The organism is Nocardiopsis listeri (genome assembly GCF_020741345.1).
Classification (GTDB): domain Bacteria; phylum Actinomycetota; class Actinomycetes; order Streptosporangiales; family Streptosporangiaceae; genus Nocardiopsis; species Nocardiopsis listeri_A.
In genome coordinates, this window is the sequence record NZ_DYZD01000213.1 from 1 (window position 1) to 12789 (window position 12789).

Here is a 12789-nt window from a genome sequence, read left to right on the forward strand (position 1 = left end):
TGACAGATCACGGCCGGTCGGATCCATCGGAGACCTGCTCGGATTCGGAGATCCTGGTGAGCGGGGTGCGGACGCTCTCGCCCGTCAGAACGGCGTGGGCGCCGACCGCCACGGACTCGATGGTCTCGACCCCGTACTGCATGCCGGGGTTGTCCGCGGTGCCGTCGGTGAGCACCACCAGGTCGTAGTCGCCGATCGGGGTGTCCTGGAACCCGCCGATGCTGTTGATCCGCCAGGTGTCGGTGTCCGGGTAGGGCAACCACCCGTTCTTCAGGTACACGGTGGCGTCGGCGGGCGCCCCGGTGGGCACGCCCCAGCGCTGTTCGTCGATCACGTCGCCCATGAGTCCGCGCGCGTAGTCCCTCTGGTCGGCGCCGAGCACCTCGTTGTCGATGCGCAGCAGTTCGAGGAGGGTGAGCTGGTCGTCGGCGGTGATCTTCATGAGACCGACGGAGCCGTCCGGATGCAGGACGGTGTCGTCCATGCCGGCCAGGTCGAGGAAGGCCTGGATGCGTTCGGCGCCGAGACGGTTGCGCAGCTCCACGGCGGAGTCGTTGCCGGACACCGTGATCATGTCGGTGGCGAGCTCGTCCTCGCTGTCGGTGAGTTCGCGGTCCTCGTCCATGGTCAGGCGCAGCAGCGTCCCGAGGACCACCACCTTGCCCACGCTGGCGGCGTCGAACTCGGCGGTGGGGTCGAGTCCGCACCGGAGGTCCCCGTCGTGGGCGGACACCCCCACCGAGACGCGTCCGTCGCGTTCGTCGACCCGCTCGCGGATCTCCTCGGAGAGGCGTTCGGCGACCTCGGGACGGGTGTCGGAGGAGCAGATCGGGTCCTGGGTGTCGGCGGCGGCGTTGGCCGGCACCAGCAGGGTGAGTCCCAGGGCGCAGGCGGTGGTGAGGGCGGGGGTTCGGTTCGTGGGCATGCGGGGTGTCCCTCCCGGGGAGTGTCGACCGCCACGCCGACCCCGGCCGCGGCCAGAGCACGGCGCAGGGTGTTCGAACGTCGATTCGCCGTCCATGGTGCCGCATCGGCCACGCTTTCGCCCACGACACTCCGCGAGATTCACGGGTGGGGCCGCATTCGGCCGGCCGGGAGGGCCTACGGGGCGTTCCCGATCAGCAGACCGAGGAACACGGTCGCCCCCGCCGCGCCCCGGGCCGGTCCGCGCGGATCCACCAGCGGGGCCACCGCGACGGTGCCGACCCAGGCGAACCAGTCCGACCAGTCACGGTCCGGGATGGCCCACGAGAGGGACTCCACGTTCTCGCGGGCGACCCAGTGGATCGTCGCCCGGGGGTGGTCGCCCAAGGGCAGGAGCGGGTCGTCCTCGTGGTGCTGCTCCAGGTACGCCTCGACCGGAACGTCGGCGGGGATGGCCGCCAGCATTCCGCGGATGGCGGGGACGGAGGCGGAGTCGCCGACGAGCAGGTACCCGGCCGGGGGGCGGTCCGGCACGCTGTAGGGGCGGGACCCCGGTGAGACCGCCTCGATGATCGCCCCCTGGAGTCCGCGGCGCGCCATCACCCCACCTCCCCGGCGTCGAGGCCGCCTCGGCGGGCCAGGTCCTTGAGGCCCTCCTCGATCAGTCGTCCTCTTCCTCATGGTGGTCGAGGTTGGTGGTGCCCCGACGCCAGTAGCCGTCCACCTCGCTGGTCCGGTTGCGCACGAATCCGCGCTCCTTGAGCAGCCGACGGATGGGCTTGAGGGTGGTGGCCTCACCGGCCGCGTAGACGAACCCGTCGCCCTCGGGCAGCTCCAGTGCCTTGAAGGCCTCGAACAGCAGCTCGGTGGTGCCGGGTTCGGCGTCGCCGCGGTGCAGCCAGGTGATGCGGGCGTCGTCGGGGGCCCGCAGCTTCTGCTCCTCGGCGGCGTCGGCGACCTCGAAGAACGCAAGCACCTTGGCGTCGGCGGGCAGGTCCTCCACATACCGGGCGGCGGCCGGCAAAGCGGTCTCGTCGACCATGAGCACGTGGTAGTCGAACTCGCCGGTGATGTAGGCGGTGCCGCGCGGACCGAGCACACCGAGCTTGCGGCCGGGTTCGGCGTTGATCGCCCACCGCCCCGCCGGACCGTGGTCGTGGGCGACGAAGTCGATGCTCAGGCGCCCGGCCTCGGTGTCCAGGTAACGGACGGTGTAGTCGCGAAAGACCACCCCGTCGGCTCGGAAGTTGAGGCAGCGGTCGTCCTCGACGATGGGCAGCACGTGCTCGCCCTCCTCGTTGGGGAACCACAGCTTGACGTGGTCGGCGAAGTGGTCGCTCTGCAGGCCCGCGATGTCGGGGCCCTCCAGGTGGATCCGGATCATGCGCGGGGTGACACGTTCGACCTCGGCCACCTCGAGGACTCGTCGCTTGAGCGGGTACATCTCGATGCGGCGTTCGTGGGTCATTTGCTCTCCTCGTGGTTCTGATCTTCGTTGAGGTCGTGGGGGGTGGGTTCGGGTTCTCGCAGGACCTGGGCGGTGCGCAGGCCCGCGAAGGCGAGGGCGAGTGCGCCCACGCTGACGACGGTGAGGGTTCCGCCGGCCATGAGCGCCCCGGCGGCGCCGATGAGCGGGGCCAGGCCTCCCAGGGTGAGCGCCCCGGCGGAGTTTCCCACAGTCGACTGGGCGGTCCACACCGCGTTGACGCGTCCGCGGAGGTGGTCGGGGGTGTGGGACTGCAGGAGGGCGTAGCGCAGGATCTCCTCGATCACCTGACCGAAGCCGAGGAAGACGAGGAACACGAACGCCACGGGTGCCCAGGTGCTCGCCCCGAAGCCGAGGACGGCGAGTCCGCACAGGGCGACCGCGACGAGGAGCAGCGAACCGGTGCGCCGGGCACGGCCGGCCCAACCGCTGGTGAGGGAGCCGATGAGCGCCCCGACGGCGGGTGCGGTGTAGAGCAGGCCGACCATGCTCGCGCCGCCGCCCAGGACCTTGTCGGTGAACTCGTTGATCAGGACCTGGGGCGCGGCGAACAGCATCTGGGCCAGGCCCAGGAGCAGCAGCGGGCCGACCACGCGGTGGCGCAGCGCGAAGGTCCCTCCCTCGCGCAGAGCGGCCAGGACTGGTTGGGCTCGGCTCGCGGCGGGGGCGTCCAGGCGGGGCAGCCGCCACACCAGGACCGTGGTGAACAGGGAGAGCACCGCCGTGATGACGTAGTTGGAGCCCAGGCCGAAGGCGGCGATGATGACGCCGCCGAGCGCGGGGGCCAGGACGGAGCCGAGTTCGCCGTTGAGGGCGAGCAGGGCCCCGGCGGCGGGCAGTTTGTCGCGGGGCACGAAGCCGGGCGCGGCCGCCTGGAGGGCCACCGCGCTGAAGGAGCCGAAGAACCCGTTGAAGGCGGCGATCGCGTAGATCACCCACAGCCAGGGTTCGGCGGGCAGGAGCGTGTTGGCGGCCAGGACGCCGAAGCCGATGACGGCGGAGGCACGACCGATGACGATGAGGCGTCTGCGGTCGCCGCGGTCGGCGAGCATGCCGCCGACGAGGGTGCCGGCCAGGACGCTGACCGCGGAGGTGGTGTGGACGGTGGCCACGAGCAGGGAGGACCCGGTGAGTTGGTAGACCTGCATGGGCAGGGCGACCGCGGCGAAACCCAGTCCGAAGATGGAGATGAGCCGGGCGACGAAGACGATCCTGAACTCGCGGCTCAGTCGGAGGGGACTGATGTCGACCATCAGCTGGGAGAGTTTCACGGGGTCCTTCGTGGGTGGTGGGTGGCGGTCCGCCGGAACACGGACGGTGGAGACCCCGGTCAGGGGGTCTCCACCGATCCCTCGTCGGGCGCGGCCGTGCCGGTCTCAGGCGAGCGACTCGCGGAGGCTGCGGGGCCGCAGGTCGGTCCAGTGGATGTCGACGTACTCCAGCGCCTCGTCGCGGGGGACGGGGCCGTAGACCGGGGTCCAGCCCTCGGGCACCTGGGCGAACTCGGGCCAGAGCGAGTGCTGGTCCTCGTCGTTGACCAGGACGAGGAAGGTTCCCTCGGCGTCGTCGAAGGGGTTGGTCATCGTCGTGGCTCCTTCGTGGTGGTCGTGTGCCGGGGCGGGGTCGTCGGTGCCGACCGACCGACCCGAGGTCCGCCGCCACGGACCCGAGGCGGCGGACCCGGTGGGGTCAGAGGTCCGCGAGGACCTCTTCCAGCTGGTCCAGGACGTCGTTGGCCTGGCCCCAGGTCCGGGAGAAGCTGTAGCGCATGGGGTGGACCTGGTCGTTCTCGGCGGCCGGCAGGCTCTGCCAGAGCCGCTGGTCGAGCAGGTCGGCGGTGAAGGCGTCCGGTTCCATGGACACGTCGGTCTCGTAGAAGACGACGTCGGCGTCGTCGAGCTTGTCGATGTTCTCGTAGGACTGGAAGGTGGCGAAGTCGTCGCCGGCCTCCTCCACCAGGGAGGTGGCCTCGGCCCCGAGTTCGTCGAGGATGTAGGCGCCCCAGGCGTTGGTGTTGACCGCGGCGAACTCGTCCTCCACGCCGAACACCACCGCGAAGGTGTTGTCCTGGAGCTGATCGGCGTAGGTCTGGCCGATCTCGTCGAGACGCTCCTGGTAGCGGTCGCGTTCGGCCTCGGCGCGCTCGGCGTCACCGATGACCTCGGCCAGTTCGAGGCTCATGTCGCGCAGCTCGGGGCCGGCCCCGTCGAAGTCGAACAGGACGGTGGGCGCGATCTGGGACAGGTCCTCGAAGTGCTGTTCGTAGTCCTCGTGGCTGACCTCGCGGACACCCCCGATGATCAGGTCGGGTTCGGCGGCGGCGATCGCCTCGATGTTGAGCTCCAGGCTCATCTCCTGGACGACGTCGGCCTCACCGAGGACCTCCATCTGCTCGGGGGTGTAGAGGCTGGGGTTGGGGTCGATGACGCCGACGGGGTCGATCCCGGCCTCGACGAGGATTTCGTTGCCGAACTCCAGGGAGACGACGCGCTCGGGGTTCTCGGGGATCTCGACGGTGCCGTAGTCGGTCTCGACGGAGACGGTGGTGGCGTCGTCGGCCGAACCGGCGTCGGCGGAGTCGTCGCCGCCACAGGCGGTGAGGACGAGGGCCAGGGCGAGTCCGCCGGCGGTGAGGGTTCCGCTGCGCAGGTGGGTCGTCAGCTCTGTCACGGTGTTCGCTTTCGTGGGGTGCGGGGGGTGTGGGGTCGTTGTGGTCGCCAGGGATCCGGTCGGTGTGGGCTTTCGAACAGGGGATCGCGCCGCCCATGACCTGACAGGACCTCGAGACTCATATGAGGTTAGCCTTACCTTAACGCAATCGTGCGCTCGGGGGTGCTTTTTCGCCCGGGCACGCTCGGGCAAGGCGGTACCGACTACCTTTCGGCCTCCTCCCCCCGCAGGGCGCGGTCCAGGACCGGGCCGATCACCGCGAGCGCGGCCGGCCCGGTCAGGTCGTCGTGGTGGTGGTCCACGGGGGTGTCCAGCACCTGCCCGTCCACGTGCTCCTTCCACAGCTGCGCCGTGATGCCCGAGCCCGGATCCCGCTGGGCGGCGGCGGAGAAGAAGTGCAGGTCACCGTCGAAGACCCGGTATCGCGCCCGGTACATCACCTTGTTGGTGTACATGCGGGCGCCCACCACGCGCTCGATGGTGTCGGCGTCGAAGTCCGCCCACACACCGTCGCTGTCGCTCATGAAATCCACGACGTCCTCGCGCCGGTAGGGCCGGGTGAGCCACGACGGCAGTTCACGTTGGGAACTGGACAGCAGGAACTCCAGGGCCTCCTGTTCGGCCTCGTCCTCGGACATCGCGCCACCCGCGCTCAGCACCGGTTCGGAGTCGGTGGGGTAGGTGTCCAGCATCCCCAGGAAGGAGACCCGCTCGCCCTCCGACTGCAGGAGGGTGGCCAGACCGTGCGCGATCTGCCCACCGAAGGACCAACCCACCAGGTGGTAGGGGCCGTTGGGTTGGACGGTGCGGACCAGACGGGCGTAGCGCTCGACCAGCTCCTCCATGGTGGACGGCAGGTCGTCCTCGCGCAGGCCGGGGAACTGGATGCCGACGAGGGGGCGTTCCCGGTCGATGTAGGGCGCCAGTCCCGCGTAGGACCAGCTGAACCCACTGGCCGGGTGGAAGCAGAAGAGCGGGCGTGCCCGCCCTCCCTCGCGCAGCCGGAGCACGGGGGCGAGCAGGTCCTCGCGGCGCGGGGACTCCAGGTAGTCGCGTAGTCGGGCGACGGTGGGCGCGGCGATGAGGTCGCCGGCGCGCAGCCGCTGTCCGGTGCGCTTGCGGATCCGTCCGACCAGGCGCATGGCCAGGAGGGAGTGCCCGCCCAGGTCGAAGAAGTCGTCGTCGAGGGTGAGGGAGTCGGCCTCGACTCCCAGGACGGTGACGAAGTCGGCGAGCAGATCCCTGTCGACGTCATCGCGTGCCGGGCGTCCTCCCGCGTCGGGGCCTGCGGTGCGGGCGGGGGCGGGCAGCGCCGTCTGGTCGAGTTTGCCGTTGATGGTCAGTGGCAGCCGTTCCAGGACCACCAGGGCGGAGGGCACCATGGCGTCGGGGAGGGCGGCGCGCAGGTCCGCGCGCAGGGCGTCCGGGTCGAGTTCGGCTCCCGCGCCGGGGACGAGATAGCCGACCAGGCGCTTGAGCCCGGGGGTGTCCTCACGGACCGTGACGGCGGCCTGGGCCACACCCGGGTTCTCCTCCAGGGCCGCGACGACCTCGGCGGGTTCGATGCGCACCCCGCGGATCTTGACCTGGTCGTCGGCGCGGCCCAGGTAGTCGATGAGCCCGTCCTCGTCCCAACGGACCAGGTCGCCGGTGCGGTACATGCGCGACCCGGGCGGACCGTAGGGGTCGGCGACGAAGCGTTCGGCGGTCAGGTCGGAGCGTCCGGTGTAGCCGCGGGCCAGACCCACGCCGGTCACGTAGAGCTCGCCGGGCACCCCTGGGGCGACCGGGCGCAGGGAGGTGTCGAGGATGTGCACGTCGGTGTTGGAGATGGGGCGACCCACGGTCGGGGTGTCGCTGTCCTCGGTGCCGCCGCCGAGGGTGTTGATCGTGTATTCGGTGGGCCCGTAGAGGTTGTAGCCGAGCACGTTGTCGGCATCGCGCAGGGTGTCCCACACGGTGCCGCCCACCGCCTCCCCACCGAGCAGGACCAGGGGCGGCCGGTGCACGGATTCGTCGGTGTCGAAGAGACCGTCCTCGATGAGCTGGCCGCAGTAGGAGGGGGTCACGTTGATCACGTCGATCGACTGCGTGGCGCAGTAGGAGACCAGGGCGGCGGAGTCGCGGCGCAGTTCCTCGTCCATGAGGTGGACCTCGTGGCCGTCGATCAGCCACAGCAGCTCCTCCCACGACATGTCGAAGGAGAAGGACACGGTGTGCGCGACCCGCATCACGCGTCCTCCCTGGGCCGCCACCACCGGATCGAAGATCTCCGCCCGGTGGTTGACCAGCATGTTCACCAGACCGTGGTAGGGGATCTCCACCCCCTTGGGTCGGCCGGTGGAGCCGGAGGTGAAGATGACGTAGGCCAGGTGGTCCGGACGGTGCGCGGAACGTTCCACGGCCGGGGCCGAGGTCGGGTCCACACCGGTCAGGGCGTCACGGGTACCGGAATCGTCGAGGAAGAGACGCCGTCCGCCACCCTCCTCCGGCAGGTTCACGGCCGCCGTTGCTGTGGTGACGGTGACCAGCGGGGCCGAGTCGTCGAGCATGTGGCCCAGTCGCGCCGCCGGGTGCTCCAGGTCGAGCGGCACGTAGGCGGCACCGAGCTTGAGGACGGCGAACAGCGTCACCACCCAGTCCGCGGAGCGGTACAGGGCGATGGCCACCCGGGTCTCGGGTCCCACCCCCAGATCGGCCAGCACACGGGACAGGCGTTCGGCGCGCTCGTCGAGTTCGCCGAAGGTGAGGCTCTCGTCCCGGGTGATGAGAGCGGTGCGGTCGGGGTCGCGGCGCACGGACTCCTCGAACATCCCCGCCAGGGTCGTGTCCGGCAGTTCGAGGCGCTCGCCCTCCCCCAACGCCAACGCGGCGTCGACGGTGCGCGCGGCCAGGGGACCGAGGTCGGCGACCCGGGCCTCGGGCAGGGTGGCGATCTGTTCGAGCAGGCGTACGACCCGGTCGAACAGCTCCTGCGCGGTGTCGGGGTCCACCACGTCCGTGCGATAGGCCAGGCTGAGGCGGAGTTCGTCGCCGGGTTGGGCGACGAAGGTGAGCGGGTAGTGGGTGGCGTCGTTGCCGGTCACCGACTCCAGGCCCGTGAGTGCGCGCACCCGCTGGTAGCGGTCGTCATCGCGGGGGATGTTGCGCTGTACGTACAGGGAGTCGAAGAGTCGCTGGGACCCGACCGCTCCCTGGATGTCGGCGAGTCCGACGTGGTGGTGCGCCAACAGGTCCGCCTGTTCGCCCTGCAGCCGCAGCAGCAGCTCACGGATGGTCTCGGCGGGGTCCACCCTGACCCGGACCGGCACGGTGTTGAAGAAGACACCGACGATCGAGTCCACCCCCTCGATCTCCGGGGGCCGACCGGCCACGGTGCTGCCGAAGACGATGTCGTCCCCGCCGGTGTGGGAGCGCAGGACCAGGCCCCAGGCCGCGAGGAAGAGCGTGTTGGGGGTGACCCCGATCCCCCTGGCCAACGCGGTGAGCCGTTCCACCAGGTCGGGGGCGACCACGCCGTCGATGGTGCGCGGCATGATCGTGGTGTCCCCGGAGTCGGTGACCGAGACGAGGGTGCCCTCCTCCACACCCTCCAGGGCCGAACGCCAGGCGTCGACGGAACGGCGATGGTCCTGTCTGGACAACCAGACGAGGTAGTCACGGTAGGGGCGGGGCTCGGGCAGTTCCGAATCGTCCCCGCCCCGCAGGTACAGGTCCATGAGCTCGGCGTTGTAGAGCTCCCCCGACCAGCCGTCCATGACGATGTGGTGGAAGGTGAGGACGAGGACGTCCCGTTCACCCGGCAGGTGGACCAGGACGTGCCGGATCAGGGGCGGGCGGGACAGGTCGAAGCGGCGTTCACGCTGGCCGACCCGGATCCGGTCCAACCGTCGACGGGCCTCGGTGGCGGGCAGGTCGGACAGGTCGGTCTCGTGCCAGGCCACCGGGACATCGCGTGGGATGAACTGGACGGGACGTTCGACACCCTCGTACATGAACCCGGCACGCAGGGCGGGGTGGCGGCGCAGCAGGGTCCGGGCGGCGGATCGCAGGGCCGCGGCGTCCACGCGACGGGTGAACTCGAAGACGTTCTGGACGGTGTAGACGTCCAGGTGCTGTTCGTCCTTGACGGAGTGGAACAGCAGCCCCTCCTGAAGGGTGGCGAGCGGAAGCACGTCCTGGATGTCGCCCGGGCCTTCGGCGCTGGCGTTCATGGGTGTGGTCCTCTTCGGTTCGGTGCCGGGATCGGGCACGAGGGGTGGGATGGGTCCGTGGTGGGCCCGGGTGAGTCGGGGCCGGGTTCAGTCGTCGGGGTTCCAGAGTTGATGGAGCCGGTCCATCTCGCCCGCGTCCAACAGGTCCGCGAACTCGTCCCCGGACGGTGGTCCGGGGTCGGCGGGGGTGTCCGGGGCTTCGGTTCCGGTGGCGGCGAACGCGGCGAGTCGTTCGGGGGTGCGCCGGTCGAACACGTCCCTGACCCCGAACTCCAGCCCGGCGGCGCGGGCCCGGCCGACCAGTCGGATGGAGGTGACGCTGTCCCCGCCCAGGGCGAAGAAGTCGGCGTCTACGGGCACCTCGTCGGTGGTGAGGCCGAGGAGGTCGGCGATGGCGGAGCAGAGGGCGAGTTCGGTCTCCGTGGACGGAGCCCGGCGCGAGGTGGCGGCGGGGGCGGCGGAGGGCTCGGGAAGCGCACCGCGATCGACCTTGCCGTTGACGCTCAGAGGCAGACGGTCCAGGAAGGTGATGGTGGCGGGGACCAGCGCGGTGGGCAGGGTCGCGGCGAGCCGGGCCCGCAGGTCGTCGGGGTCCGGGGAGGCCATGGGGTCGGGAACGACGTGACCGGCGAGGAAGGTGTTACCGGTGGGGCCGGTGCGCACGGAGACGACGGCGTCGGCGACCCCCGGCAGGGCACGCAGGACCGTTTCGGCCTCCCCCGGTTCGACGCGCACACCGTTGATCTTGACCTGGTCGTCGGAGCGGCCGAGGTAGACCAGGGCGCCGTCGGACGATCGACGGACCAGGTCCCCGGTCCGGTACAGGCGCGCACCGGCGCGGCCGGTGGGGTCGGCGACGAAACGGCCCGCGGTGAGGTCGGGGCGGCCGACGTAGCCACGGGCGAGTTGGACCCCGCCCAGGTAGAGCTCCCCGGTCACGCCGGGCGGCACGGGGCGCAGCATGTGGTCGAGGACGTGGAGGGTGGTGTTGTGGACCGGGTGGCCGATGGGGACCGTGCCGGAGGATGCGGGGCCGGTGGACTCGGCGTGGTTCGGCGAGGCCGCCGGATGGGAGGTGACGTCGATGGCGGCCTCGGTGGGCCCGTAGAGGTTCTCCAGACGGGTGTGGGGCAGGGCTGTGGCGAAGGACGCGGCCAGTTCTCGGGTGAGGGCCTCCCCGCTGGCGATGACCAGACGAAGGGTGGGCAGGGGCGCGGGAGTGGTGGAGGGCGAGCCGAACGTCGACGTGAGGTCGTCGACGAACAGTCGCAGCATCGCCGGGACGAAGTGGCAGACGGTCACCCCCCGCTGTTCGAACAGTTCACGCAGGTGGGCGGGGTCCCGGTGACCGTCCGGGCGAACGGTGACGATGGCGGCTCCGGTGGCCAGGGGCCACAGGAACTCCCACACGGACACGTCGAAACCGACCGGGGTCTTGAGCGCGACCCGGTCCCCCGGGGTCAGCCGGTAGGCGTCCTGGGTCCACTCGACGCGGTTGGCGATGGCGCGGTGCGCGACCCCCACCCCCTTGGGGCGACCGGTGGAACCGGAGGTGAACAGGGTGTAGGCCAGCTGTTCGGGGTGGGGTTCGGCCCACGGCAGCGGGTCCAGGTCGGCGACTCGGGCGGCGGTGGCGGGCTCGTCCAGTTCGACCCGCACCACGTCTTCGGGCAGGTCGGCGAGCGCGTCGCGCCACGAGGAGGAGGTGAGCACGGCGATGGCATCGGCGCGTTCGGTCATGTCGGCCAGGCGCGCGGGAGGATGGTCCAGGTCCAGCGGCAGGAGGACGCCCCCGCATCGCAGTACCGCGAGCACGGCGGTGACCAGCGCGCTGCCACGTGGCAGCGCCACCGCGACCGTGCTCTCCGCTCCCGCCCCGTGTTCGATGAGCAGCCGGGCCAGTCGTGCGGCGTCGGCGTGCAGTTCGCGGTAGGTGAGTGCGCCGTCCTCGGTGATCACGGCCGGGTGGTCGGGGTGGGCGCGCTCGGCCTCCGCCAGCAGGGCGTTGACCGTGTCGTGCCGCGTGGGATGTGCGGTGTCGTTGTGTTCGGCGACCCGACGGCGCTGCTCGGGGGTGAGCGGGTCCAGCGCGTGCACGGTGCGCCCGGGGGTGTCGCACGCCTGGCCGAGCAGATGGGTGAACAGGTCCAGGAGCGAGCGTGCGTCCGTCGCGGGGATCGACGCGGGCACGTGATCCAGGCGCAGCAGGGTGTCGCGTTCGGGGCCGTCGTCGGGCAGGACGGTGAGCGTGACCGGGTAGTGCGTGGCGTCGCGCACGTCGACCCGCCCGGCGCGCGGGCCCACCCCGCCCGTTTTGGTGGCGGCCTCGTCCAAGGGGTAGTTCTCGACCACCAGGAGGGTGTCGAAGAGGGTGCCGTGCCCGGCGGCGCGCTGGATGTCGGCCAGGCCGGTCCACTGGTGGTCGAGCACGTCGGCCTGTTCCAGTCGCAGGCGGGTGAGGAGGTCGGCGACGGGTTCGGCGGGGTCGAGGGCCACGCGTACGGGGAGGGTGTTGGTGAACAGGCCGACGGCGTCCTGGGCGGCGGGGAGTTCCGGTGGACGCCCGGAGACGGGCTGGCCGAAGACGACGTCGTCGCGGCCGGTGTGCACCGAAAGGGTCAGTGCCCAGACGGCCTGGAGGACGGTGTTGGTGGTGACCCCGGTGTCCGCGGCGAGGGTGCGCAGCCGGTGGCTGCCGGCGGCGCCCAGGGAGGTCTCGATACCGGTGGGGGCGTGGACGGAGCCGGAGGCATCGGGCGCCCGGTCCGCAGTGGTCGGGGCGAGCAGGGTGGGTTCGGCGAGTCCGCCCAACGCCGTCGCCCAGGCCTTGCGCGCCGCCTCTTGGTCACGGCCGTTGAGCCAGGCCAGGTGGTCCCGGTAACGCGGGGCCTCGGGTAGCGCTTCGGTGTTCCCGTCCACTTCGTAGAGGTGGAGGAGGTCGCGGGTGAGGATGGGCAGCGACCAGCCGTCCAGCAGCACGTGGTGCGCGGTGACCACCAGCACGGTGCGGTCGGGGGCGGTGGTCAGGGCGTGGAAGCGGATGAGCGGGGGTGCTCCCAGGTCGAACCCGCGCCCGAACTCGCGTTCCACCGCTCGTTCCTCGGCGCCCACCGGGTCGGGTTCGGCGGTCAGGTCACTGTGGGCCCAGTCCAGGTCGGTGTCGGCGGGCACGAACTGCACGGGCCGGTCGAGTTCTTCGTAGAGGAACCCGGCGCGCAGGTTGGGGTGGCGTCGCAGGAGCGCGGCGGCGGCCCGGCGCAGGCGTCCGGGGTCGGTGGAGCCCAGGAGTTCGACCCGGAGCTGGATTCCGTATGCGTCGGTGGTCCCCTCGGCCAGGGCGTGGTGGAACAACAGCCCCTCCTGCAGCGGGCCGAGCGGCAGGACGTCGGCGATCCCGCCGGAGCCGTGAGGGGTGGGTTCGGTGTGCGGGGTCAACGCCGCTTCCTCCACATCGATTCGAGCCGGTCCAGCTGGCCGGGGGCCAGGGAGATCAGG

8 protein-coding genes are annotated in these 12789 nt (G+C 71.1%); all 8 read right to left on the reverse strand.

Going from position 1 to position 12789, the window contains the following annotated elements:
• Positions 1 to 7 precede the first annotated feature (7 nt).
• Positions 8 to 925: a serine hydrolase gene (locus K8V84_RS11485; RefSeq protein ID WP_304074021.1), complete on the reverse strand. Its 918-nt coding sequence runs from the start codon at positions 923 to 925 to the stop codon at positions 8 to 10.
• Positions 926 to 1101: 176 nt separating this feature from the next.
• Entirely contained in the window at positions 1102 to 1524 is a 423-nt protein-coding gene (locus K8V84_RS11490; protein WP_304074022.1) for an SIP domain-containing protein, read from the reverse strand.
• Between the two features lie 61 nt (positions 1525 to 1585).
• On the reverse strand, positions 1586 to 2392 hold the full coding sequence (locus tag K8V84_RS11495) for a siderophore-interacting protein (protein WP_304074025.1): 807 nt from the start codon (positions 2390 to 2392) through the stop codon (positions 1586 to 1588).
• Positions 2389 to 3681 carry an enterobactin transporter EntS gene (gene entS, locus K8V84_RS11500; RefSeq protein WP_304074027.1) on the reverse strand — a complete coding sequence of 431 codons (1293 nt, stop codon included), beginning with the start codon at positions 3679 to 3681 and terminating at the stop codon, positions 2389 to 2391. The genes K8V84_RS11495 and entS overlap by 4 nt, the downstream gene beginning before the upstream one ends.
• Positions 3682 to 3786: 105 nt before the next feature.
• Complete coding sequence (locus K8V84_RS11505; RefSeq protein WP_304074029.1) at positions 3787 to 3993, reverse strand: MbtH family protein; 207 nt, start codon at positions 3991 to 3993, stop codon at positions 3787 to 3789.
• Positions 3994 to 4099: 106 nt separating this feature from the next.
• Positions 4100 to 5080: an ABC transporter substrate-binding protein gene (locus K8V84_RS11510; protein WP_304074031.1), complete on the reverse strand. Its 981-nt coding sequence runs from the start codon at positions 5078 to 5080 to the stop codon at positions 4100 to 4102.
• Between the two features lie 203 nt (positions 5081 to 5283).
• Complete coding sequence (locus K8V84_RS11515) at positions 5284 to 9294, reverse strand: amino acid adenylation domain-containing protein (protein ID WP_304074033.1); 4011 nt, start codon at positions 9292 to 9294, stop codon at positions 5284 to 5286.
• An 87-nt stretch (positions 9295 to 9381) separates the two neighbouring features.
• A complete protein-coding gene (locus K8V84_RS11520) occupies positions 9382 to 12729 on the reverse strand; it encodes an amino acid adenylation domain-containing protein (protein WP_304074034.1) in 3348 nt (1115 codons plus the stop codon).
• Positions 12730 to 12789: the final 60 nt, after the last annotated feature.